The sequence below is a fragment of the Bradyrhizobium arachidis genome (genome assembly GCF_024758505.1).
Classification (GTDB): domain Bacteria; phylum Pseudomonadota; class Alphaproteobacteria; order Rhizobiales; family Xanthobacteraceae; genus Bradyrhizobium; species Bradyrhizobium manausense_C.
In genome coordinates, this window is record NZ_CP077970.1 from 6746371 (window position 1) to 6768964 (window position 22594).

The window sequence follows — 22594 nt, forward strand, 5'->3', positions numbered from 1 at the left end:
GATGCCCGTCGACACCAAGGCCGCCACCGATCGTCTCATGCGTTTCCTCGCCGTCGAGGGCGTCACCGGGAAGGAGGCGGCGATCGGGCGCGAACTCGCCGCAGCGCTCCGGGAGGCCGGCGTGCCCGCGGACGCGATCCGCCTCGACGACGCCAACACCCGCATTCCCTTAGCCACCGAGACCGGCAATCTCATCGTCGACCTGCCCGGCCGCGGCGCGCTGCACAACCAGCCGCGGATCATGTTCATGACCCACATGGACACCGTGCCGCTCTGCGCCGGCGCCAAGCCAAAACTTTCCGGGCGCAAGATCGTCAACGACGCCAAAACCGCGCTCGGCGGCGACAACCGCTGCGGCTGCGGCGTGCTGGTGACGCTGGCGGCGGAGCTCGAAAAGCAGAAGCTTGATCATCCGCCGATCACGCTGTTGTTCTGCGTGCGCGAGGAGAGCGGGCTCTACGGCGCGCGCCACGTCAAGCTCGACGAGCTCGGCTCGCCCAAGATGGCCTTCAACTATGACGGCGGCTCGGCCTCGAATGTCACCATCGGCGCGGTCGGCGCCGATCGCTGGACCGTCGAAATCTTCGGCCGCGCCTCGCATGCCGGCGTGGCACCCGAGCGCGGCATCTCCTCGACCATGATCCTGGCGCTGGCGCTCGCCGAGGTGAAGGCCGGCGGCTGGTTCGGCAAGGTGGTGAAGGGCAAGGGCGCGAGCGCGCGGCAGGGCACGAGCAATGTGGGCCCCGTCACCGGCGGCGAGGGCCGCCCCGCGGGCGACGCCACCAATGTCGTCACCGACTATGTGCATGTGCGCGGCGAGAGCCGCAGCCATGACGGAAAATTCTTCAGGGAGATCACGAAGGCCTACAAGGCGGCGTTCGAGAAGGCGGCCAAGCGCGTCACGAACGCGCAAGGCAAATCCGGCCGCGTGAAATTCAAGGCCGAGACCGACTATTATCCGTTCCGCATGAAGGAGAACCTGCCCGTCGTCAAACGCGCAATCGAAGCCGTGTCCGCGGTCGGCGGAGCACCGGTGTTGCGCGCCGCCAATGGCGGGCTCGATGCCAACTGGATGGTCCGCCACGGCATTCCGACCGTCACCTTTGGCGCGGGACAGAACGAGGTGCACACGATCGACGAATGGATCAATCTCGGCGAATACGACCGCGCCTGCGCCCTCGCCGTGCAGCTCGCGACGATGCGGTGATCGGCATGATCAGGTTCGCGGTGGCGGGACTGGCGATGCTCGCGTGCGCGGGCGCAGTCGCTGCGGAAGAGGACAACAGCGCCTTGCTGGTCGATCTCTTCGCCAAAATCTGCGCGCCCAAGCCCGCCCTGCCGAGCCAGGTCGAGCGGGTCGCAACGAGCCTGGGTTTCGTCAGCGACGGCGGCCCGATCACGGCCGAGATGGAACGCGGACCCAAGATCGACATTCTCTACATGGCAAAACTGATCAGGCGTGGCGAGCGGATTGGCAGCATGAGCGCCTATTTCGCCGGCCCCGACGACGGCCCGAGCGTGACATGCACGGTGACGGCCACAGGCGTGTCGGCCGACGCGCTGCCCGGCCTGATCGAAAAATCATTGAAGGCCCGTGAGCGGGCCGACAAGCCGTCCAACGACGAAAATCATCGCCTGGCGAGTTGGCGTGTCGGCACGGGAAGCGGCGACACGCTCGACATGTCGGTGTGGCGAACGTCGCCGCGCCGCGCCTCGATCAGCATCGGCTATGTCGGCTACAAGCGGTGAGCGGGATCAGCCGCGCCGCGCCGCTTCGATCACGGCGACGTCGATCTTCTTCATGTTCATCATCGCAGCGAATGCGCGCTTGGCCTCAGCGCCGCCGGCCGCGACGGCTTCGGTCAGCACGCGCGGCGTGATCTGCCAGGACACGCCCCATTTGTCCTTGCACCAGCCGCATGCGCTTTCCTGGCCCCCATTGCCGACGATGGCGTTCCAGTAGCGGTCGGTCTCTTCCTGGTCGTCGGTGGCGATCTGGAACGAGAAGGCTTCGTTGTGCTTGAACAGGGGGCCGCCGTTGAGGCCGACACAGGCTACACCGGCAACCGTGAATTCGACGACGAGCACATCCCCTTCCTTGCCGGACGGATAGTCGCCGGGCGCGCGGTGGACTGCAGTCACCTTGCTGTCGGGAAACGTCGCGGCGTAGAAGCGGGCCGCAGCCTCGGCGTCCTTGTCGTACCAGACGCAGATCGTGTTCTTCGGTGTAGTCCCGGCCATCGACAGGTCCTTTCAGCTCGTTGCTAGTTGAACTCTCCTGGAGCAAAGGACGGGCGAACGGCGCGCGTTCCGACATCACCGACAAATTATTTTGAACCCCGCCACTCGCAGGATGGGCCGGGCTCCCGCCTCATTCCGCCTTGATGTTGGCGGCCGCCACGACGGCGGCGAGTTCCCGGGTCTCCTTCTCGATCCTGGCCGCGTAGTCGGCCGCACCGAGCACGGATACGACGCCCTGCGTCTCCAGCCGTTCCTTCAGCGCCGGATCGGTCGCAACCGCCACGATCTCCCGATGCAGCGTCTCGGCGATCGGCGCGGGGGTGGCCTTCGGCAACAGGAAGCCGACCCAGAACGAGATGTCGAAACCGGGATAGCCGGCCTCCGCGACCGTCGGCACATCGGGCAGCGACGGCAGTCGCGCTGCCGAGGACACCGCAAGCGCCCGCAGCTTGCCGGCCTTCACCAGCGGCACCGCCGACAGCGGATCGAACACCGCCAAGGTCTCCTGCGCGAGGATGCCGACTTCGGCGGCGGAGCCGCCGCGATAGGGCACGTGGATCATCTTGATGCCGGCCTTCTGGCTGAGGAGCTCCATGGCGAGATGCGCGAGGTTGCCGTTGCCGCCGGAACCATAGGCGAGCTCGCCAGGCGCGGCCTTCGCCGCGGCGACGAGATCGGCCACCGTTTTGATGTTGGCGGTCTTTGGATTCTCCGGATTGACCACCAGCACCAGCGGCGCCGACACCACCGTGGTGAGCGGCGCGAAATCACGCTGCACGTCGTAGCGCGCATCCTTGAACAGCGTCGGATTGAGCGTGATCGCAGAGGAGTTACTGGCAAGGATGGTATGGCCGTCGGGCTCGGCGCGCGCAGCCGCTTCGGCCGCGATCATGCCGTTGGCGCCGGCGCGGTTCTCGACCACGAAGGGCTGGCCGAGTTTGGCCTGGAGGCGGTCCGCAACGATGCGCGCCACGACGTCGACCGGGCCGCCGGCGCTGAACCCCACGAGGATCTTGACCGGATGGTTCGGATATTTTTGCGCGACGGCAAAGGACGGCAGCAGCGCGAGGGACAATCCCACGGTCACGGAGAGTGAGCGAACCATTCTTTGCATGTCGTGCTCCATCCCTGAGAGATCGCTCGTCATCTGCGTGACGATGCGAGGGTTCGAAATCAATATCGAACGCGACGGATTACGCAATCGCGTTTCCATGCGCGTATCGTCACGCCAATTCCGCCACACGGCACGTTGCCCTGCTCGCGCGTTCGGCCTAACCTGCAAAGAAAAGACGGGATGGAAACAACATGGCGCGCATCAAGACGACCGAGACCGGACTCTACCGGATCCCCCTCCCCGTCACGCTCTCCGACAGCACGCATGGCGAGATCAAGGCGTTTGAGCTCATCACCTGCCGCGTGCGCGATGCCGACGGCGCGGAAGGCGTGGGCTACACGTACACGGTCGGCCGCAATGGCGGCGCGATCGCCGATATCTTGACGCGCGAGATCCCGGAACTGGTCGAGGGCCGCGAGGCCGACGACAGCGAAGCGATCTGGCATCACATCTGGTGGGCTCTGCATTATGGCGGACGCGGCGGGGCGGCCGTGCTCGCGCTCTCCGCGCTCGACATCGCGTTGTGGGATCTCAAAGCGCGTCGCGCCAATCTGCCGCTGTTCCGCCTGCTTGGCGGCTTCGATGCCCGCGTGCCCTGCTATGCCGGCGGCATCGACCTCGATCTGTCGATCGAGGCGCTGCTGAAGCAGACCGACGACAATCTCGCAAAGGGTTTTCGCGCCATCAAGATGAAGGTCGGCCGTCCCGACCTCGCCGCCGACGTCGCGCGCGTCGCGGCGATGCGCAAACATCTCGGCGAGGGTTTTGCGCTGATGGCGGACGCCAACATGAAATGGACGGTGGAGGAAGCGATCCGCGCCGCCCGCGCGCTCCAGCCGTTCGATCTCACCTGGCTGGAAGAACCGATCATTCCCGACGACGTCGCCGGCCACGCTCGCATTATGTCCGCCGGCGGCGTGCCGATCGCGGCGGGCGAGAATTTGCGCTCGATCTGGGAGTTCAAGAACTACATCACGGCGGGTGCGGTGTCCTATCCCGAGCCCGACGTCACCAATTGCGGCGGCGTCACCGCCTTCATGAAGATCGCGCGGCTTGCGGAAGCCTTCAACCTGCCGGTGACGAGCCATGGCGCGCACGACATCACCGTGCACCTGCTCGCCGCCTGCCCAAACCGCTCCTACCTCGAGGCCCACGGCTTTGGGCTCGACCGCTATATCGAGCATCCGCTGGTGCTCGACGAGGGGCTCGCCCTGGCGCCGCCGCGGCCCGGCCACGGCATTAGCTTCGACTGGGAGGGGCTGGCACAGCTCAGCCCTTAAGCGAAGCGTCTTGCTGCACGCGAGCTATTCCCGCGTGCCGGGTGACGGCTGCGGAAATTCCGCTAGTGTGGCACCAGCCGGCATCTTCCCGAGAGACGCGAACCGTGACACCAGACCTGCACCAAAAGCTGACCGCGTGGCGCCAGCATCTGCATGCCCACCCCGAACTGTCCCTGCAGGAAAAGGCGACATCCGCGTTTGTGCAGGCGCGATTGACCGAACTCGGCATTCCCTTCACGGCCAACGTCGGCGGCCATGGCATCGTGGCGACGCTGTCGCGCGGGACTGCGCAAGGCCGCGTCGGCCTGCGCGCCGACATGGATGCCTTGCCAATCACTGAGGAGACCGGGCTCGCCTACGCCTCGCGCAATCCCGGCATCATGCATGCCTGCGGGCATGATGGGCACACGGCCTCGCTGCTCGGCGCTGCCGCACTGCTGGCCGCCGACACGAGCTGGAGCGGCACCGTCGATCTCGTCTTCCAGCCGGCCGAGGAAGGTCTTGGCGGCGCGAAGGCGATGGTCGCCGACGGCCTGTTCGAGCGGTTTCCGATGACGCAGATCTTTGGCTTCCACAACTGGCCCGGACTCGAGGCCGGCGCGATCGCGGTGCATGACGGCGTCGTCATGGCGGCCGGCGGGCGGGTGACGCTGACGATCGACGGACATCCCGGCCACGCCGGCATGCCGCATCTGACGCGCGATCCCGTGGTCGCGGCCGGACATCTCATCGTCGCGCTGCAATCGATCGTCTCGCGCAGCGTCGACCCGCTCGATACCGCCGTGCTGTCGCTGTGCACGATCGAGGGCGGCACCGTGCCGAACCAGATCGCCTCCCGCGTGACGATCCGCGGCACGCTGCGCAACCACCGCGGTCCGGTCAGGGACACGCTGACCGAAGGCATCGAGCGGATCTGCGCGGGGGTCGCAACCAGTTTTGGCGTCAGCATCTCATCCGAAGTCACTCCCGGCGTCGGGGTTCTCGCCAACACGCCGCGCGAAGCGGGCCTCGCGCGGATGGCCGCGGAAAAGGTCGAGGCACCGCTGCGCCGCGACCTCGCGCCCAGCATGGCCGGCGAGGATTTCGCCTTCTACCTGCAGCATCGTCCCGGCGCCTTCGTCTGGATCGGCAATGGCGAATTGCGTGAAGGCGCCGAGCTGCACGGCCCGCGCTACGACTTCAACGACGCGATCCTGCCCACTGCCTCCACCTGGATGGCGGAAGTCGCCAAGACCGCGCTGACGGCGAATTAGCGATCGGGCGTGCGATCAAGGGCGTGTACTCATTAAGACCTCAGTTCGGCGGCACCGAGCCCGCTAAGGGCCGATGGCCGATGCTGATTCCCCTCCCTCGTTGTGAGCCGCGCTTCCCAGCCGAAAGCAAGCAACCGTGATCGGCGCGTGCGTGATCCGCGTTTGGGTCCATGCTTTGCTGCAAGCGGGTACGCTTGCAGTTATCGTCCCGGCAGCGCCGTGAGCTCTCGGAGCGGCTTGATGTGCCAGAACGGATATGCCGCCAATTCTTTCGAATGCTGCCCGAACATATCAACCCGTCTGCTTGTAAACTCCGTAATGACGCCGAAAAATTCAGCTGGTGACCTGATCGTCGCAAGTCTCAGGCCGAATTCAAAAGCAAATTGCACGTTGGCCCGGGCTATCTCTAGAAGCTTCGCTTGATACGCCTGCATGTTTGCCGTCGCTAAAGCAAAGCCTTTCGTTGGATCGCTATCCGTCATTCTCTGACTGGGGTCATCTGGCAAGGCATCCACCCGAGGCTCAATGATGGGAACCTCGTGTTTAGGATCATCATGAAGCTTAAGAGGCGGTTCAATCGAGACTGCCGCAACAGAGCGAAGAAGATCCTTTTTCGGGCTTCTAACAATGGCCGGCTTGTTCCGTTGGGCCCGCGCGGCCATTTTCGGATTGCGGGCGCGCTTTGGGGCTGTTGCCGGTTTGCGTTTGCTCATCTGACGCTCCAAGATAATGCGGGTGCGACCACAACGATCTTTTCTGAAAGGACAACAGGCCTTGTGATGTGGCGTTCCAAACCCGCGCGTTGTTGCCGCATGAACTGAGATCAATCGCACGTTCTGCGATGTCGACGATGATGTTAGGTAGCAACTCCAACCAACAAACGTCTAGCTGGCGATCTTCCAGACCTATGCTCAACGGCGTCAGTCTGAGAACAATCAGCCTTCCGTTCGTTGTGTTCGCCAAAGACCGCTTCAAGTTGCGGCGACTACGCAAGCGTTCATTTCGAGCTTCGAGGATGGGCGCTCAAAGGTATTAGATCTCTCGCAAAAATCTGCGGCTCCTTTCGAGTTGAAAGCCTGAAAGGTGACTTCATCCTGCACGCACATGGCGCGCGCCGCGCTGGCAGTAGAGGCCGGCTTCGGCGACGCCAAGCTGCCGGAAGCTCGGCGACGTGCTCGAGGACAATTTGAGCGCCCTGTGAAGCCAGACTACCCACCGAGCGAATGCTCGAGGAAGAAGCGCAGCATTTCCCTCGTCGCATCCGGCCCTTGCGGATCAGTGTAGGACCCGGCGGGGCTGCCGCCTGACCACGCGTGTCCGGCGCCATCGATGTTCCAGTGTTCGGAGATCGCCCGACCGGCCCCGTCGATCAGGACGGTGCGAGTATAGGCATGGCCGTGGGGTACGCGTCCGCGAAGTACCTTCGTCGTCGGCCTCGTTGCCCTGGCGGACTGCTCGATAATCTGATCGCCATTCTTTGGATGCACCGTAGCGTCGCGATCACCATGGAAAACGATGGTCGGCACAGAAGTTTTGCCATCCGCAATTGCCTTGGAGCCGCCTCCCTGCCGCATGGCGACGAACGCGGAGGGAAGATCGCTCGCGGCCCCGCACGCGAGGCCTGAATGAATACCGACGGCCGCGTACAGGTCGCTATACGTCGCGCCCATGATGGCGGCAGCGGCCCCGCCGGCCGACAGACCCGCGACGTATACGCGCTTCGGATCGATCGCATGGTCGCGCATAATCTGGCGGGTAATGCCGGCGATCATCGAGGGCTCGCCCCCGCCGCGGCGCTGGTCGCCGGTGCGAAACCAGTTCCAGCACTTCGACTGGTTGGCTCCGCTCGGCTGCTCAGGATAGACCACGAAGCAATTCTGCTCTTCCGCCAGGAAGTTCATCCGGGTGCCGGCCGCGAAATCGTCCGGCGACTGGGTGCAGCCATGCAGCATGACGATCAGGGGAAGCCGTTGTCCCTGACAGCGGCTTGGGATGAACAGCTTGTAGGTCCGGCTTCCCGCGGCGTTACTGAAGGTACCGGCGACAAACCGTGTGCCCTCGGGCACGATGTCCGATGGGGACAGAGGAGCGCGCGTGATCGGACTTCGCAGGCCGAGCCCGGAAGAATTCCGCAGGCCGTCGAGCGGTAAGGAGCGTCTGCGTCCCTGAGCAGAGCGGGCCGGCGAGATCTGCGGAGCTTCCCGCTCGTCGACGACGTCTGCCGTGGCGTCGATGGTAGGCGGATCGAGCCGCGGGAGCCGAGCCTGAGCGGCGCTGCGAGACTGCGGTCTTGGAGCACTACCGCCCTGGAGCATGCGCTGCAGGAGCGCGGTGGCCTCGACCAGTTGGCCGGCACGCGTGAGGCGGGTTGCTTCGCGGACTATGTCTTGATTCAGCATCGTTCACCTCGTTCTGTCGGCGAGAGCGGCCTTGACCGCGGGAGTGGCGTGAAGGGCCCCCAGCACCGAGACCGACGCGATTGTGGCGCGAGCCAATTCGGGAGTGACGTCCTGGGCGATGGTGGCTAAGCCCAAAACATTGATCTGCAGCATCTCGCCGGCGCGCCGCGCCGCTTCGAGATCCTCGCGAGTGTAGTTGCGCAGCCCGAGGTCCAGGTTCTTCCGGGCCGTGGATTGTCTGACGACCTCTCCGTGGCGCTCGAGCTGGTTCCGGATTGCTGTCCGGATGAAATCGGTCCGGTTCGAATAGAACCCTTCCTGCACCATGAGATCGACATGACCGAGGTCGACATAGCCAAGGTTGATCGTGATCTTCTCGGTGTCGGGGGCCTTGGGTCGCAGCTCGCGCACATTATCGGCCATAGCTAACATCCATTCTTACCATCCCCCTGGATGGTCCATGGATGTTATCTAGATGCTCCCGGGCGCCTGTCAAGGGATGGAAAATCTGCGCGTCACCTGACCACCGGCGCGTGGATATCCCTTGATAAAATCTAGGTTCGGCATGTCCCGCGAATGAATGTGGGCGCCCAATGGGCCAAACCCCAAAACAAAAGCAAGCCGCCAGGAATAGAGACTGTAAGGCGGAACAACACTGTGGCCTCGAAATTAAGCCCCCATGGGAGCTGTAAAGGACATCCGCAAGCAGGCTGAGGTGGCCGAAAAGGCAGCCGCACGCACTGCTGACGCCTTTGTGGCAAATCAGATGAAGACCTTGGCCGAGGCATTCCGGGCCCAGGCCGATACCATGAAGAAGAACAAAAAGAAGAAGAAGAAATGAGTTTCACCGTCAAAGGCATGTGCAAGCACGGCGAGCTGGCGCACCGGAGGAAGACCGCCGAAGCGGCCCTTACGAAGGCCAGGGAGCTTGCCAAGCTAGGCTGCTACGACGTCCATATCATTACCCCGGAAGGCCGGGACTACGCCTCGTCCGAGTTCGGAGACCTTCCACGATCCCGCGTCGCATGGCGGCCTATTCAGAAAACCAACACCCACCCGTGAGCCGGGCCTCGGCAATTTCGGGACGACCCCGCTGTTCGCCACCGGGTCGGTCGCCCGTCTCGATGGCTCGCGCGCCGGACTAAACAATGAAATCGCGGGTAAATGACCGCCGTGTTTTCAATTGCCGGGTCGCGAAACGCTACGACAAACTTGCCGCCAACTAGACGATGCTGGTCGGCTGCGAGCGGAACGCGTTGTCCTCCGTCAGCGGGCTAGAGGCGCCAAGTGCGAAGGCCTGGCCGCATGGCTGGCCACGCCCCGCAATCCTAGACCACCTCGACCGCATCGCCGCACTTCAAGACGTTCGCCTCAGCGCGGTCAGGCCTGAACGCAGCACGATAAACCAGATAGGATACAAGCCAGGCGATCGCGAGCAGCGCGATCACCGCAAAACCAAAATTGGCGAGGGACTCGTTGAGGTGATCGACCAGTGTCCAGAGCCCGCCGGACAGCCCGAGCTGCTCGCCGATCAGGCCGAGCGCCTCGACGCCGCCGATGAACAGCGCGACCGCGACGGAGGCGCCGGTGATGGTGAGGTTGTACCAGAGTTTTCGCATGGGATCGACGAAGGCCCAGCGATAGGCGCTGACCATCAGCGCGGAATCCGCGGTGTCGACCAGCGCCATGCCGGCGGTGAACAGCGCCGGAAAGACCAGCACATGCGTCAGCGACAGGCCGCGCGCAGCTTCGGTCGCGGAAATGCTGAGCAGGCCGATCTCGGTCGCGGTGTCGAAACCGAGCCCGAACAGAAAGCCCAGCGGATACATGTGCCAGGATTTTGTCACCATGCGGAACATCGGCGCGAGCAGACGCGCCAGGAAGCCGCGGCCGGCCAGCAGCGCGTCGAGCTGTTCGGCATCGTGGCCGCCAGTGTCGCGCACCGCGCACATGGTGCGCCACAGGCTGATGAAAATGACGAGATTGAGCACGGCGATCAGCAGCAGGAAGATCGCGGAGACCGAGGTGCCGATCAGCCCGCCGATGCTTTTGAAGAGGCTGTCGCCGCCAAAGCTCACCGCGCTAACGGCCAGCAGCACAGTCGCGATAACGACGACCGTGGAATGGCCGAGCGCGAAATAAAGGCCCGCGCTTCGCGGCGCATCGCCGGCATGCATCAGCTTGCGCACGACGTTGTCGATCGCCGCGATATGATCGGCGTCCACGGCGTGGCGCAGGCCGAACACCCAGGCGAGCCCCGCGGTCGCCATGACAGCGGGCCGGTCGGCGAACACGGCGAAGGCCCACGCCCAGGCGGCGACATTGGCGGCAATGAGCCCGCCGAACAGCAGGACCGTGCCGGGCTCAACCGCCCGCAAAGCCCTATTGATCACGCGCCCTAGTCCGTCCACCGAAGTCACCCCAAGTATGATGTTTATCAAAAACTATCATACTGGGGTTGGCAAGGGGCAAGACAAGGGCCCTGCGTCCGGCCATCAAACAGGTCCACCGCTTGGCTTTCCGCCGGGGAAGTCGCAGACTGGCCTGCAAGATCGATCGGTTTTGCGAGCTTTTGATGGTCCAGATGAAGACGTCCCGCGGACACCCTGCCCGGCACATGGGCGCACGCCAGATCTACGAAGCGCTCCGGGACCAGATCCTGGGCCGCGTCTATGGCGCCGACGGCCTGCTGCCGTCATCCCGCGCGCTCGCCCACGAACTCGGCGTATCGCGCTCGACCGTGACGGTCGCCTACGAGCAGCTCGTTGCCGAAGGTTTCATCGACATGCGGCACGGCGCGCGGCCGCGCGTCGCGCGCGCGGTGACCGATGTGGGACGCGCGGGTACTGCGTCGCGCGCGTCGTCGCGGCGGCCGCGGCTGTCGGCCTATGGCGAGCGGGTGCGGCAGGCCGCGCCGCGCGCAGAGCCGCCAGCGCGCAACCCCATCGCAAACTTTCGCTATGGCGATCTCTCGCCGTCGGATTTTCCCGTGCTGGCGTGGAAGCGCGCCGTGGTTGCTGCGATGACGCGGCGGCGCGAGAAGCTGAGCTATGACGAGCCCTGCGGCTCGCTTCGGCTGCGCACGGCGTTGCAAGCCTATCTCTGGCGTTCGCGGACCGTGCGATGCGACGTCGACCAGATCGTCGTCGTCAACGGCTCGCAGCAGGGGCTCGATCTCTGCGCGCGGCTGCTGCTCGATTCCAGTGACCGGTTCGTCATGGAAGATCCCGGCTACCTGATGGCGCGACGCGTGTTCTCGGCCACGGGAGCTTCTGCGGTGCCGATCCCGGTCGACACGGACGGACTGGAGACGGAGCGACTTGCAAAGACCGAAGCGCGGCTTGCCTATGTGACGCCGTCGCATCAGTTTCCGATGGGCGGCGTGCTGCCGATCGCGCGCCGGCACCAATTGCTCGCCTGGGCAAGACGGTTCGACGCCTATGTGATCGAGGACGATTACGACAGCGAGTACCGCTACGATACAAAACCCGTCCCGCCGCTGCATGCGCTCGAAGGCAGCGACAACGTGATCTATCTCGGCACCATCTCCAAGACGCTCTCGCCCACGCTGCGGATCGGATATCTGGTGGTGCCATCCGGACTGCAATCCGTGTTCAGCGCGGCCAAGCAAATCATGGACCGGCACACACCGCTGGCCGAGCAGGACGCACTCGCGACGATGCTCGAGAGCGGCGGCTATGACAGCCATGTCAGGCGCGTTCGGCGACGCAACGGTGAGCGCCGGCAGACCCTGCTCGACGCCCTGCACCGCAGATTTGGCGAGCGCATCAGGATCGAAGGCGCCGCGGCCGGCTTGCATGTGGTGGTCTGGTTTCGCGACCTGCCGCAAACTTGCGAAGCGGCGTTGATCGAAGCTGCCCGCGCTAGAGGCGCCGGCATCTATCCCGTCTCGGCGCTGTTCGATCAACGGCGTTCGCCGCGCCGGCCTGACGGCGTCGGGCTCATCATGGGTTACGCCGCACTGGAGGCGCGCCAGATCGAACGCGGCTGCCAGCTTTTGGCGCAGGCCGTGGATCAGGTACGGCCGAGGCGATAGACGCACCGCGCCGGCGCCCTAACTGGACTAGTTAAATCTTCACGAACTGGCCGTTCTCGGCAGGCCAGATTGCGGCTATCCCTGAGCCGAGAACGCAGATCCGCCGGGAGACCTTCGATGTATACGCCCCCCGCCTTCAGGGACGACGATGTCAAAAACATCCGCGCGACCATTCGCGCCGCACGCCTGGCCAATCTCGTCACCGCCACGGCGGACGGACCGCTGGCGACACCCCTGCCGCTGTTCCTCGACGAGAGCGAGGGCGAGCACGGCGTGCTGTACGGGCACATGGCAAGGGCCAATTCGCACTGGCGTGCGTCGCCGATCGGCGAGGCGCTCGCCATCTTCATGGGGCCGGAAGCCTATGTGACGCCGTCGTGGTACGCGACCAAGCAGGAGACCGGAAAGGTCGTGCCGACCTGGAACTACATCGCGGTCCACGCCTACGGCCCGGTCGAGTTCTTCGAGGACAGCGAGCGCCTGCTCGACGCGGTGACGCGCCTGACCAACCTCCACGAAGGAGCGCGCGCGACACCCTGGGCCGTCAGCGACGCGCCGGCAGATTTCATCGCCGCGCAGTTGCGCGGCATCGTCGGCGTGCGCATCCCCGTCACCCGGTTCGAGGGCAAGCGCAAGATGAGCCAAAACCGTCCCGAAGCTGATCGCGTCAGAGTCGCGGCCGGCCTTGCCGCGAGCGAAGAGCCGCGAGATCAGGAAGTGGCGCGGCTCATTCCGACGCAGGTTTGAGACGCGAACGCGCTAGATGATGCCGCTCCGCCGGAGCGCCGCAATCGCAGCCCCGTCATAGCCGAGGTCGGCGAGGACACGATCGGTGTTCTCGCCGAGCGTCGGCGGGCGCGCTGCGATCTCGCCCGGCGTTTCCGACAGGCGCACGGCGGCCCGCGACACCGGCGCAGGTTTTGGCAGGCCCGGATAGTCGACGTCCTGCATGAAACCGGCGGCACGAATATGCGGATGGTCCAGCGCCTGTTGCGGGCTCAGCACGGGCCCGGTTGGAATCATCGCCTTGCCCAGCGTATCGACGGCCTCCTGCGTGGTGCGCTCGGCGCACCAGCGCGCCATCCGCTCGCTGATGATGGGGCCGTTGTTGCCGCGGCTGATGTCGTCGGCAAAGCGCAGATCGTTCAGCCACTGCTCTTCCTCGCCCATGAGCTTCGCCCAGCGCTTGAACAGCGGATGACCGGTGACCTGGCACAGCACCCAGCCGTCTTTGGTACGGTAGATGTCGGCTGGTGCTGCAGTCTGGCCGAGATTGCCCGATGGCACGCGATTGACATTGATGACCGCCTGCTCGATCAGCGTCGCGTTGGTGAACGACAATGCGGTTGCCAGCAACGCGCCTTCGACGATCTGCCCGCGCCCGGACTTGCCGCGCTCGATCAGCGCGGCGAGCGTGCCGAACGCGCAGTGCAGCGCGGTTCCGAAATCGACCCAGTTCACCGCGGCCCGGTACGGCGGATTTCCCTCGCCGGTCATGTACACCGACCCAGACATGACCTGCCCGACACCGTCAAACCCGACGCGGTCGGACCACGGCCCCGGTCCGCCGAATGCAGTCGCCGTCGTCAGGATGATGTCGGGCTTGATCGCCTTCAATGAGTCATAGTCGAGTTTCATCGCGCGCAGGGTCTGCGGCGGCAGGTTGGCGACGACCACGTCCGCGGTCGCAATCAGGCGGCGCATCACCTCCTGCCCCTCGGGCTTCATCGGATCGAGCGTGATGCACTTCTTGTTGCGGTTGACCTGCAGGAACAGCGCGCCCTCGCCGCCTTCGCCGACCGGCGCCACGAAGCGATCCTCGCTGCCATCGCGCTTTTCCACGCGAATGACTTCGGCGCCGAATTCAGCCAGCAATGTCGCGCAATACGGCCCCGCGATATAGCGCCCGAAATCCAGGACGCGCACGCCTTCCAGAACTCCCCCCATCGGTCTCTTTCCCTGATGTTTTTTGCCAGATTACAGAGAATGGTTGCCGCGGCAAGGCGGCCGACAGCATGCCTCAGCCCACAGAAGTGATCGGGCCGGAGGGTTCGACGAGCCCGCGTTCTGCTCTATTATGTCACGTCCGTCCCGCACCCAGAGCCGCATCCATGTCCCAACAGTTCGATCGTTCCGCCGAGGATCTCGGCAACGCCGTCCATTTCGAGCACGTCAACGTGCAGGTCCCGGATCAGCGCCTGGCGACCTTATTTTACGTGGCGGGACTTGGCCTCACCCGCGATCCCTATCTGATGGTCTCCGACACCAACATGTGGATCAACGCCGGACGGAGCCAGTTTCATCTGCCGAGCGGCAGGCCGCAGGTGGTGCGCGGTCATGTCGGGCTGGTGATCGCAGGCCGCGAGGCGCTGCTGCAGCGGCTGGCGTCGGTCGCCAAAAAACTCGAGGGCACGGCGTTCGCGTTCGCCGAGCACAACGACCATGTCGAGGCGACCTGCCCGTGGGGCAACCGGCTGCGCTGCTACGAGCCGGACGCGGCGCGCTTCGGGCGCATCACGCTCGGCATCCCCTATGTCGAATTCGAGGTGCCGGCCGGGACCGCACCCGCGATCTGCGCCTTCTATCCCGAAATCATGGGCATGCCCGCGAACTTGCGGAACGGCGACGGCAGGGTCGCTGCCGTGAAGACGGGGCGCGACCAGCACCTCTTGTTCCGCGAGAGCGATCGGCCCCAGCCCGACTATGACGGCCACCACGTGCAGATGTACATCACCGACTTCTCCGGCCCATACCGCCGGCTCCTGGCGCGCAATTTGATCTCCCGCGAGGACAATCAGTACCAGTACCGGTTCTGCGACATCGTCGATCTCGACAGCGGCAAGCCTCTCTTCACGGTCGAGCACGAGGTGCGCAGCGCCACCCACCCGATGTTCATGCGGCCGATGGTCAATCGCAATCCGGCACTGAACAACCGCAACTACGCCTTCGGTCACGATCAATCGCAGTGGGCGATGGGACCGGATCAATACGAGGGATAGGTGAGCCTTGCACTGGCTGCCGCGGCCGCTATCTGACAAGGACCAGGGCGCGCCGCGCCTCGCCAGGAGTTCCACAGTTTGAGCGTTGCATTCACCAAGGAAGAAAGTGCCGAAACCGCGGCCGAGACGATGTTGCCGGATCGCCCGATCTCGTCTCATCAAAACCTCGTCACGGCGGCAGGCCTGAAAGCCCTGGAAGCTCAGCTCAAGCAGGCGCAGGAGGCCTACGATCTCGCGCAGAAGATCGAGGACGTGAACGAACGGCGCCGGGAGGGCGCGCTGCCGCTGCGCGATATCAGATATCTTGCAGCGCGGCTGCGAACGGCGCAGGTGGTTCCGGATCCGATCGCGAGCGATACCGTCAGTTTTGGAAGCACGGTCACCTTCAAGCGCGATGATGGACGCGTCCAGACCTATCGCATCGTTGGCGAGGACGAAGCCGACCCGAAGCAGGGCATGATCTCCTTCGTGTCGCCGATCGCCCGGTCATTGCTGGGCAAGGCGATCGGCGACGTGATCGAAACCTCCGGTCAGGACATCGAAATCGTCGCGATCGCGTAGCGACGCCCGCGAAGCGGCTCTGGATTCAGCGCCCGCTTCGGTTGGAGGCGGCGATGGAGTTTTCCTCTGATAGCGCTAGGCCAGGCTGCGGCGCCGACAATTCCTCGCAATACATCCGATCGATCTTGCGCTGCATGAGGGCATAACAATCGCATGCGACGCGCTCGAGCCGCGCCCGGTCGATTTCGACGAACCCGCGCCGGTCGGTCGGGACGGCGCCGGCCGCGCGCAGCTTGCTCATCGTCAGAGTCACTGTCGTCCGCCGCACCCCAAGCAACTGCGCAAGCGCCTCCTGCGTCACCGGAAGGCGGTCATCGGGAACGCGGTCGTGGATCTGCAGCAGCCACCGCGCCATGCGGCCGTCCACGAGGTGCAGCGCGTTACAGGCGGCAACGTGCTGGAGCTGCAACATCAGCGCGCGGACGTGGACCTGCACGACATTCCTGATGGCCGCGCTTCGCGCATAGGCGGCCCGAAACTTGGCGGCGGAGATCTGCGATGCCGTTCCGGCCACGCGAGCAACCGCGGTCACGGATGAAAGCGCCGGGCCGAGCACGGAGAACGAGGCCAAAGCGCCCTCTCGTCCCATCAAGGTGGTTGCGACCGTTTGCCCATCCGGCATATCGAGCATAAAGGCGATTGCGCCGCTGTGGGGAAAGTAGACCGGGTCGAGCTCGTCGCCTGACCGCACCAGGACTGCATCGGCTTCGAACGAGACCTTCTGGAGGTGAGGCGTGAGCAAATCGAGATCCGCCTGCGGCAACGCCGCCAGCAGCCGGTTGCCGATGCCAGCGCGCTGGACGGTCGCGATGCTGTCTGGTGAACGAGCAGTCAATGAACGACCGTATCCGTTTGTTTGATCCACTGCGATAATCCGAAATGCGAATTGCCGACCAGAACCATCCAAACAGAGCCGTCAGGCGAGATCAAGCACGGACAATTGCGGTACCCAACCGCAGATTTTCGCCGAGCAAACAGGATCTTGAATAAGTCATACAATTAACGACGTCTTGCACCCAGCGGTGCCGCCGAGATGGTCGACCGGTGACGCTTGCGACAGCGCGTTGAGCGCCCTGGGCCCGTCGCATCATGACCCTGATCAAAATGGACGGGGCGATCTCGACGACGTCACCGCCGTTGAGATCGCCCCGCAAGAATTCAGATGATCGGATCGGTTAGCCGAACTGGTTCATCGTGTTGTGGGCGCCGCCCGCCTTCAGGGCGGCCTCGCCGGCGAAGTACTCCTTGTGATCGTCGCCGATGTCGGAGCCGGCCATGTTCTGATGCTTGACGCAGGCGATGCCCTGACGGATCTCCGCGCGCTGCACGTTCTTGACGTAGCCGAGCATGCCCTGCTCGCCAAAATATTCCCTGGCGAGGTTGTCGGTCGACAGCGCGGCCGTGTGGTAGGTCGGCAGCGTGATCAAATGGTGGAAGATGCCGGCGCGCTTGGCCGAATCCGCCTGGAAGGTCCTGATGCGTTCGTCGGCTTCCTTCGCCAGCGGCGTGTCGTCGTACTCCGCCTTCATCAGCTCGGCACGGTTGTACTTGGACACGTCCTGGCCGGCTTCCTTCATCGCGTCGTAGACCTGCCAACGGAAGTTGAGCGTCCAGTTGAAGGACGGCGAGTTGTTGTAGGCGAGCTTCGCGTTCGGGATCACCTTGCGGATGCGATCGACCATGCTGGCGATCTGCTCGATATGCGGCTTCTCGGTCTCGATCCACAAGAGGTCCGCGCCGTTCTGCAGCGAGGTGATGCAGTCGAGCACGCAGCGGTCCGCGCCGGTGCCGGGGCGGAACTGGTAGAGGTTGGAGGGCAGCCGCTTCGGACGCATCATCTTGCCGTTCTGGTTGATGATGACGTCGCCGTTCTTGGCATTCGCCGCCGTCACTTCCTCGCAATCCAGGAAGCTGTTGTACTGGTCGCCGAGGTCGCCGGGCTTGTGGCTCACGGCGATCTGCTGCGTCAGGCCGGCGCCGAGCGAGTCGGTGCGGGTCACGACGATGCCGTCTTCGACGCCGAGCTCGAGGAAGGCGTGGCGGCAGGCGCGGATTTTTGCCAGGAAGACGTCGTGCGGCACGGTGACCTTGCCGTCCTGGTGGCCGCACTGCTTCTCGTCGGAGACCTGGTTCTCGATCTGCAGCGCGCAGGCGCCCGCTTCGATCATCTTCTTGGCGAGCAGATAGGTCGCCTCGGCGTTGCCGAAGCCGGCATCGATGTCGGCGATGACAGGCACGACGTGGGTCTTGAAGTTGTCGATCTTCGCGATCAGTTCCTTCTCCCTGACCTTGTCGCCTTCCTTGCGGGCGGCATCGAGGCTGCGGAAGATGTCGTTGAGCTCACGGGAATCCGCCTGACGCAGGAAGGTGTAGAGCTCCTCGATCAGGGCCGGCACCGAGGTCTTCTCGTGCATCGACTGGTCGGGCAGCGGGCCGAACTCGGAGCGCAGCGCGGCGATCATCCAGCCCGAGAGATACAGATAGCGGCGATCGGTCGTGCCAAAATGCTTCTTGACCGAGATCAGCTTCTGCTGGGCGATGAAGCCGTGCCAGCAGCCGAGCGACTGGGTGTACTTGGTCGGGTCGTTGTCATAGGCGGCCATGTCGGCACGCATCAGCGCCGCGGTGTAGCGGGCCACGTCGAGGCCGGTCTTGAAGCGGTTCTGCAGCCGCATGCGCGCCACGGCTTCGGCGGTCACGCCGTTCCAGGTGGGCTTGTCCTTGAGGAGGGCTTCAGCCGCCTCAATCTCGCTCTGGTAGGACGCCGGTCCCTGGATGGCCCGGTCGCTGATTCCGCGCGGTTGGAAATTCATGTCCGTGATCCCTTCGATGACGACAAACTGGCATCCATTTGACGCGCGAGGGTGCCGATCACTAGCCATTCCCGGGAAAACTTGTCACACTTTACAGAAATCTGGTGTATAGCTGTAAGAATATTACAGACAGGGAAGACCCCGATGACGACCTCCACCGGCCGCTCCGTCTTCATGGGACCGCGACTGCGGCGGCTTCGGCGCGACCTGGGGCTGACCCAGGCGGACATGGCGGCCGATCTCGAGATTTCCGCCCCCTACGTCGCGCTTCTGGAGCGCAATCAGCGGCCGGTGACGGCGGATATGTTGCTGCGCCTCGCCCGCACCTACAAGATCGACCTGGCCGATGTCGCCGGCGACGGCGGCGCCGACCACACGGCGCGGATGCAGTCGGTGCTGAAGGATCCGATGTTTTCCGACATCGATATCCCGACGCTCGAGATCAACGACCTCGCCGTCAGCTATCCCGGAATGACCGAGGCGTTCCTTCGCCTCTACACCGCCTATCGCGAAGAACAGCTGGCGCTGGCGGAGCGCAGAGACCCAGCGATGGCGGGCGCCGCCTCATCGTCGGGTCCTGACAATTTCGATGCCAACGATCCCGTCGCAGACGTCAGGCGGTTTCTTGCCGCCCGCCGCAACAATTTTGCCAATCTCGACGACGCCGCCGAGCGCATCGCGCAGGACTCGTCCGGGACGGCCGGTTTCATCGAACGGCTTCGGACACGCCACAACCTTCAGGTCCGTTATCTGCCGCCCAATGTCATGCTCGGGTCGGTCAGGCGCCTCGACCTGCATCGCAGGCAACTTCTGCTCGAAGACTCGCTCGATACCGCAAGTCTCCATTTCGAGTTGGCCAAGCAACTCGCCTATCTCGAATTGGAAGGTGAGATCGCGGCAGCCCTCGAAGCCGGCAAGTTCACGTCCGAGAGCGCCCAGCTTTTGGCACGCCGCGCGCTCGGAGCGTATGCCGCCGCAGCGCTCATCATGCCGTACTCTGCGTTTGCCAAAGCCGTCGATGCGCGCCGCTACGATCTGGAGGCGCTGGCGCGACAGTTCGGCACCAGCTTTGAACAGACCGCCCATCGCGTCACGACCTTGCAGCGACCGGGTCTCGAGAAGATCCCGTTCTTCCTGATCCGCGTCGATCCCGCAGGCAATATTTCAAAACTGCTCGACGGCGCCGGATTCCCGTTCGCCAAGCACGGCGGCGCCTGTCCGCTGTGGTCGGTCCACGGCATCTTCAAGACGCCGCGCCAGATCGTCACGCAATGGCTGGAGCTACCTGACGGCAAGCGGTTCTTCTCGATCGCCCGCACCGTCACCGCCGGCGGCGGCTCCTTCGGCGCAATCCGCGTGGAGCGCGCCATCGCGATCGGCTGCGCCGCCGAACATGCGGGGCAGTTGATCTACACGCGCAATCAGAAGGAGCCCGATGCCGACGCGATCACGCCGATCGGCGTCGCTTGCCGCGTCTGCCATCGTCCCCGATGCACCGCACGCTCCGCGCCGCCGATCGGACGCGAGTTGCTTCCCGACGATTTCAGGACGCTGAGCGTGCCGTTCGGGTTCTCGGCGGATTGAGCGCGATCAACGATTTTCAGACTGACTTGAATACCATCAAATAGAATATCCCAATCATCGCTACCGTCGAAGGGAGGCCCAGGAAAGTCCAATTCTTGAATTGCGCATCATACTCCGCGGACAATTCCGAGTTCGTCTCAATAGCCTTCTTGGAAAGATCGACCATGCGGTGCTGCAACCAGACACCGAGGATCCAGCAAACAGCAGCTGTACAAAGCAGGATCAAGGCCCACCCAAGCCATCCGGTCAAAACCGGAAATCCCAAAAGCGATGCCAACCACAATCCAGTGATGATTTGAATGAGCGCGGACAATGTCGTCAGGTAAAACTCGACCCTGACAATATGAGGCCCGACTTCCGCGATTAGCCTTACCTTCTTGGAGCCAAAGACAATTGTGCCTAGCAAGGCAGCAAAAATGCCTCCACCAAATAGAATTGTAGCGCTCAGAACGTGGATCAATTTTAGGACTGGGTAAATCACTGTAAGTGTCTCAAAAGAATCTCATCAGGCCTTTAACTATACCGCTTTGAAAATATCGCTCTGGAGATTCTTTTGTGGCGTGTTCGAACACTTTGACCGCGGCTCAGTCTCGTCGCACATAGCGCCAGAGCGCATCGGCGATCTCGGCCCGCCGCTGCGCTTTCGCTCTTGGCGACGACATGTCCCAGGCAAATTGCGCCTCAAAAGTGTGACGGTTGGCGACCGAGAAGAAGCTCAGCGCGTTCAGCGTCATGTGCAACTCGATCGGATCGATGCCGGGCCGGATCACACCGCCGGCGACGCCGCGCTCCAGCAGCTTCGCGATCTGGCTGATGCTCGGCTGCGTCATCTCCTTGAGCCTCTGGCTGCTGCCGATATGCCGCCCGCGATGGATGTTCTCGATCGAGACGAGGCGGACGAATTCCGGATGGGCCTGGTGGAAATCGAAGGTGAATTCGGCAAGCCTGCGGATCGCGGCCTCGGGCACCAGCGCCTCGAGATGCAGGTCCTCCTCGGCGGCGCGCATCTTGGCATAGGCCATCTCGAGCACCGCGGTGAACAGCTCTTCCTTCGAGTTGAAATAGTAGAAGATCAGCCGCTTGGTGATGTTGGCGCGGGCGGCGATGGCGTCGGTATTGCCGCCGGACAGACCGTTCTCGGCGAATTCCTCGAAAGCGATGTCGAGAATCTCCTGCCGCGTTCGCTCGCGATCGCGCCGCTTGATCGGGACAGGCTTCGCCGCCCGCGCCGGCTGCTTCTTCACGCTTGGCATCTGGCAGTTCGATCCTTCGCATCGGCCGCCGAGCGGCTCGCCGCCCATCCATAGCTCATTCGGACGCTCTTGACATCAACTATCCCGTGGATTAATTAGCAATTAACCTATGGATTAATTAGGCAGGAGGAGACCGATGCATCCGACGCAGGCGAACTGCCTCACCTCGCTTCTCCTGACGTTGCCGGGCTCATGATCGAGCTCGGCCTTGCCCATCTCACCGCCTTGCAGCTTGCGCCAGCGGCGCTGATTGCCGAGGCTGCGCGGGCCGGGTTTGCCGCCGTCGGGCTGCGCTTCATCCCGGCAAGCAGCGATGGCCCCGCCTATCCGACACGGGTCGGCACCGAGGCCCATCGCGCGCTCAAGCGCGTGCTGATTGGCGAGGGCGTGCGGGTCAGCGATATCGAGCTGGTTCAGCTCAAGCCCACCATCGACCTGTCCTTGCTTGAGAGCTGTCTCGAAGCTGGCGCCGATCTCGGCGCGACGGCGGTCATCGCGTCGGGCGACGATCCGGATCTGGGCCGGCTCACCGCGCACTTCGCCGAACTCTGTCAGCTCGCCGCGTCCTTCGGCTTGCGCGTCGACCTCGAATTCATGCGCTGGCGCGTGATCGGCAGCCTGTCGCAGGCGACGGCAATCGTCCGTGACGCCGGCCAAGCGAACGGCGCCATTCTGGTCGACGCCTTGCACCTGACGCGCTCGGGCGGTGAGGCCGACGATCTGATCTCGCTTCCCGACCAGTGGCTGCGCGCCGCCCAACTCTGTGATGCCAGCGCAAAACCGCCGGCAACTGAAACCGCGGTCATTGCCGAGGCGCGCGAGGGTCGGCTGCCGCCAGGAGGCGGCGCCCTGCCGCTCGGCGCGCTCCTGGATGCGCTCCCCGCCGACACCAGCCTCAGCGTCGAAATGCCGATGCCGGCGCTTGATCCAAAGGAGCGGATCGCAACGGCATTCAACGCAACGAGGCACCTGCTCGAAGGCCGGCCGCGCGGCACCAGGCGCCGCGACTGTCGCGGCTGGGCCTGACCAACGGAATGGAT

Annotated in this window: 23 protein-coding genes; 12 read left to right on the forward strand and 11 right to left on the reverse strand. The window is 64.1% G+C overall.

Going from position 1 to position 22594, the window contains the following annotated elements:
• The first annotated feature begins 1 nt into the window (after position 1).
• Positions 2–1207: a M20/M25/M40 family metallo-hydrolase gene (locus KUF59_RS31120; protein WP_212462810.1), complete on the forward strand. Its 1206-nt coding sequence runs from the start codon at positions 2–4 to the stop codon at positions 1205–1207.
• 5 nt (positions 1208–1212) lie between these two features.
• On the forward strand, positions 1213–1749 hold the full coding sequence (locus KUF59_RS31125) for a hypothetical protein (protein WP_212462811.1): 537 nt from the start codon (positions 1213–1215) through the stop codon (positions 1747–1749).
• A 6-nt stretch (positions 1750–1755) separates the two neighbouring features.
• Here the strand turns inward: KUF59_RS31125 and KUF59_RS31130 are convergent, their stop codons facing one another.
• On the reverse strand, positions 1756–2241 hold the full coding sequence (locus KUF59_RS31130) for a VOC family protein (protein ID WP_212462812.1): 486 nt from the start codon (positions 2239–2241) through the stop codon (positions 1756–1758).
• 130 nt (positions 2242–2371) lie between these two features.
• On the reverse strand, positions 2372–3355 hold the full coding sequence (locus KUF59_RS31135) for a Bug family tripartite tricarboxylate transporter substrate binding protein (RefSeq protein WP_212462813.1): 984 nt from the start codon (positions 3353–3355) through the stop codon (positions 2372–2374).
• 191 nt (positions 3356–3546) lie between these two features.
• Between KUF59_RS31135 and KUF59_RS31140 the strand changes: the two genes are divergently transcribed.
• Together KUF59_RS31140 and KUF59_RS31145 are read left to right on the forward strand one after the other, a co-directional pair.
• A complete protein-coding gene (locus tag KUF59_RS31140; protein WP_212462814.1) occupies positions 3547–4635 on the forward strand; it encodes a mandelate racemase/muconate lactonizing enzyme family protein in 1089 nt (362 codons plus the stop codon).
• A gap of 104 nt (positions 4636–4739) precedes the next feature.
• A complete protein-coding gene (locus KUF59_RS31145; RefSeq protein WP_212462815.1) occupies positions 4740–5888 on the forward strand; it encodes an amidohydrolase in 1149 nt (382 codons plus the stop codon).
• A 200-nt stretch (positions 5889–6088) separates the two neighbouring features.
• Here the strand turns inward: KUF59_RS31145 and KUF59_RS31150 are convergent, their stop codons facing one another.
• From KUF59_RS31150 to KUF59_RS31160, 3 genes are all read right to left on the reverse strand, one after another.
• Complete coding sequence (locus KUF59_RS31150) at positions 6089–6601, reverse strand: phasin family protein (protein WP_212462816.1); 513 nt, start codon at positions 6599–6601, stop codon at positions 6089–6091.
• Positions 6602–7096: 495 nt separating this feature from the next.
• Complete coding sequence (locus KUF59_RS31155) at positions 7097–8287, reverse strand: extracellular catalytic domain type 1 short-chain-length polyhydroxyalkanoate depolymerase (RefSeq protein WP_212462817.1); 1191 nt, start codon at positions 8285–8287, stop codon at positions 7097–7099.
• Between the two features lie 3 nt (positions 8288–8290).
• The gene (locus KUF59_RS31160) at positions 8291–8710 is read right to left on the reverse strand and encodes a CopG family transcriptional regulator (RefSeq protein WP_212462818.1); all 420 of its coding nucleotides are present in this window, start codon (positions 8708–8710) and stop codon (positions 8291–8293) included.
• 256 nt (positions 8711–8966) lie between these two features.
• Between KUF59_RS31160 and KUF59_RS31165 the strand changes: the two genes are divergently transcribed.
• Together KUF59_RS31165 and KUF59_RS31170 are read left to right on the forward strand one after the other, a co-directional pair.
• Positions 8967–9128: a hypothetical protein gene (locus tag KUF59_RS31165; RefSeq protein ID WP_212462819.1), complete on the forward strand. Its 162-nt coding sequence runs from the start codon at positions 8967–8969 to the stop codon at positions 9126–9128.
• The gene (locus tag KUF59_RS31170; RefSeq protein ID WP_212462820.1) at positions 9125–9349 is read left to right on the forward strand and encodes a hypothetical protein; all 225 of its coding nucleotides are present in this window, start codon (positions 9125–9127) and stop codon (positions 9347–9349) included. The genes KUF59_RS31165 and KUF59_RS31170 overlap by 4 nt, the downstream gene beginning before the upstream one ends.
• Positions 9350–9615: 266 nt before the next feature.
• Here the strand turns inward: KUF59_RS31170 and KUF59_RS31175 are convergent, their stop codons facing one another.
• Positions 9616–10680: a HoxN/HupN/NixA family nickel/cobalt transporter gene (locus tag KUF59_RS31175; RefSeq protein ID WP_212462821.1), complete on the reverse strand. Its 1065-nt coding sequence runs from the start codon at positions 10678–10680 to the stop codon at positions 9616–9618.
• Positions 10681–10871: 191 nt separating this feature from the next.
• Here KUF59_RS31175 and pdxR point away from each other — a divergent pair, with 191 nt between their 5' ends.
• A complete protein-coding gene (pdxR, locus tag KUF59_RS31180; RefSeq protein WP_408918041.1) occupies positions 10872–12344 on the forward strand; it encodes a MocR-like pyridoxine biosynthesis transcription factor PdxR in 1473 nt (490 codons plus the stop codon).
• Positions 12345–12461: 117 nt separating this feature from the next.
• Positions 12462–13091, forward strand: coding sequence for an FMN-binding negative transcriptional regulator (locus KUF59_RS31185; protein ID WP_212462823.1), 630 nt, complete (start codon positions 12462–12464; stop codon positions 13089–13091).
• 12 nt (positions 13092–13103) lie between these two features.
• Here KUF59_RS31185 and KUF59_RS31190 read toward each other — a convergent pair whose 3' ends face one another.
• Positions 13104–14291 (reverse strand): CaiB/BaiF CoA transferase family protein, encoded by a 1188-nt coding sequence (locus tag KUF59_RS31190; protein WP_212462824.1) that lies wholly within the window; start codon positions 14289–14291, stop codon positions 13104–13106.
• A gap of 164 nt (positions 14292–14455) precedes the next feature.
• On the opposite strand from KUF59_RS31190, the gene KUF59_RS31195 reads away from it, so the two are divergent.
• The gene (locus KUF59_RS31195; RefSeq protein ID WP_212462825.1) at positions 14456–15343 is read left to right on the forward strand and encodes a hypothetical protein; all 888 of its coding nucleotides are present in this window, start codon (positions 14456–14458) and stop codon (positions 15341–15343) included.
• A 78-nt stretch (positions 15344–15421) separates the two neighbouring features.
• Complete coding sequence (greA, locus tag KUF59_RS31200) at positions 15422–15904, forward strand: transcription elongation factor GreA (RefSeq protein ID WP_212462826.1); 483 nt, start codon at positions 15422–15424, stop codon at positions 15902–15904.
• A 25-nt stretch (positions 15905–15929) separates the two neighbouring features.
• Here the strand turns inward: greA and KUF59_RS31205 are convergent, their stop codons facing one another.
• The gene (locus tag KUF59_RS31205) at positions 15930–16739 is read right to left on the reverse strand and encodes a Crp/Fnr family transcriptional regulator (protein ID WP_212462827.1); all 810 of its coding nucleotides are present in this window, start codon (positions 16737–16739) and stop codon (positions 15930–15932) included.
• Between the two features lie 340 nt (positions 16740–17079).
• Entirely contained in the window at positions 17080–18717 is a 1638-nt protein-coding gene (locus tag KUF59_RS31210) for an isocitrate lyase (protein ID WP_258767307.1), read from the reverse strand.
• Between the two features lie 144 nt (positions 18718–18861).
• On the opposite strand from KUF59_RS31210, the gene KUF59_RS31215 reads away from it, so the two are divergent.
• A complete protein-coding gene (locus KUF59_RS31215) occupies positions 18862–20301 on the forward strand; it encodes a helix-turn-helix domain-containing protein (protein ID WP_212462690.1) in 1440 nt (479 codons plus the stop codon).
• A 16-nt stretch (positions 20302–20317) separates the two neighbouring features.
• Here the strand turns inward: KUF59_RS31215 and KUF59_RS31220 are convergent, their stop codons facing one another.
• Both KUF59_RS31220 and KUF59_RS31225 read right to left on the reverse strand, forming a co-directional pair.
• On the reverse strand, positions 20318–20782 hold the full coding sequence (locus KUF59_RS31220; protein ID WP_212462682.1) for a DUF2269 family protein: 465 nt from the start codon (positions 20780–20782) through the stop codon (positions 20318–20320).
• A 103-nt stretch (positions 20783–20885) separates the two neighbouring features.
• Positions 20886–21554 carry a TetR/AcrR family transcriptional regulator gene (locus tag KUF59_RS31225; RefSeq protein ID WP_212462681.1) on the reverse strand — a complete coding sequence of 223 codons (669 nt, stop codon included), beginning with the start codon at positions 21552–21554 and terminating at the stop codon, positions 20886–20888.
• Between the two features lie 192 nt (positions 21555–21746).
• Here KUF59_RS31225 and KUF59_RS31230 point away from each other — a divergent pair, with 192 nt between their 5' ends.
• A complete protein-coding gene (locus KUF59_RS31230) occupies positions 21747–22580 on the forward strand; it encodes a sugar phosphate isomerase/epimerase family protein (RefSeq protein ID WP_212462680.1) in 834 nt (277 codons plus the stop codon).
• Positions 22581–22594: the final 14 nt, after the last annotated feature.

What these genes read in the sequence shown, in the direction of transcription:
- KUF59_RS31165 (WP_212462819.1), top strand. Translation starts at nt 8,967, where the DNA reads ATGGGAGCTGTAAAGGACATCCGCAAGCAGGCTGAGGTGGCCGAAAAG.
- KUF59_RS31210 (WP_258767307.1), bottom strand. Translation starts at nt 18,717, where the DNA reads ATGAATTTCCAACCGCGCGGAATCAGCGACCGGGCCATCCAGGGACCG.
- KUF59_RS31225 (WP_212462681.1), bottom strand. Translation starts at nt 21,554, where the DNA reads ATGCCAAGCGTGAAGAAGCAGCCGGCGCGGGCGGCGAAGCCTGTCCCG.
- KUF59_RS31160 (WP_212462818.1), bottom strand. Translation starts at nt 8,710, where the DNA reads ATGGCCGATAATGTGCGCGAGCTGCGACCCAAGGCCCCCGACACCGAG.
- KUF59_RS31125 (WP_212462811.1), top strand. Translation starts at nt 1,213, where the DNA reads ATGATCAGGTTCGCGGTGGCGGGACTGGCGATGCTCGCGTGCGCGGGC.
- KUF59_RS31185 (WP_212462823.1), top strand. Translation starts at nt 12,462, where the DNA reads ATGTATACGCCCCCCGCCTTCAGGGACGACGATGTCAAAAACATCCGC.
- KUF59_RS31150 (WP_212462816.1), bottom strand. Translation starts at nt 6,601, where the DNA reads ATGAGCAAACGCAAACCGGCAACAGCCCCAAAGCGCGCCCGCAATCCG.
- KUF59_RS31140 (WP_212462814.1), top strand. Translation starts at nt 3,547, where the DNA reads ATGGCGCGCATCAAGACGACCGAGACCGGACTCTACCGGATCCCCCTC.
- KUF59_RS31155 (WP_212462817.1), bottom strand. Translation starts at nt 8,287, where the DNA reads ATGCTGAATCAAGACATAGTCCGCGAAGCAACCCGCCTCACGCGTGCC.
- KUF59_RS31230 (WP_212462680.1), top strand. Translation starts at nt 21,747, where the DNA reads ATGATCGAGCTCGGCCTTGCCCATCTCACCGCCTTGCAGCTTGCGCCA.
- KUF59_RS31195 (WP_212462825.1), top strand. Translation starts at nt 14,456, where the DNA reads ATGTCCCAACAGTTCGATCGTTCCGCCGAGGATCTCGGCAACGCCGTC.
- KUF59_RS31215 (WP_212462690.1), top strand. Translation starts at nt 18,862, where the DNA reads ATGACGACCTCCACCGGCCGCTCCGTCTTCATGGGACCGCGACTGCGG.
- pdxR (WP_408918041.1), top strand. Translation starts at nt 10,872, where the DNA reads ATGAAGACGTCCCGCGGACACCCTGCCCGGCACATGGGCGCACGCCAG.
- KUF59_RS31190 (WP_212462824.1), bottom strand. Translation starts at nt 14,291, where the DNA reads ATGGGGGGAGTTCTGGAAGGCGTGCGCGTCCTGGATTTCGGGCGCTAT.
- KUF59_RS31130 (WP_212462812.1), bottom strand. Translation starts at nt 2,241, where the DNA reads ATGGCCGGGACTACACCGAAGAACACGATCTGCGTCTGGTACGACAAG.
- KUF59_RS31120 (WP_212462810.1), top strand. Translation starts at nt 2, where the DNA reads ATGCCCGTCGACACCAAGGCCGCCACCGATCGTCTCATGCGTTTCCTC.
- KUF59_RS31135 (WP_212462813.1), bottom strand. Translation starts at nt 3,355, where the DNA reads ATGCAAAGAATGGTTCGCTCACTCTCCGTGACCGTGGGATTGTCCCTC.
- KUF59_RS31170 (WP_212462820.1), top strand. Translation starts at nt 9,125, where the DNA reads ATGAGTTTCACCGTCAAAGGCATGTGCAAGCACGGCGAGCTGGCGCAC.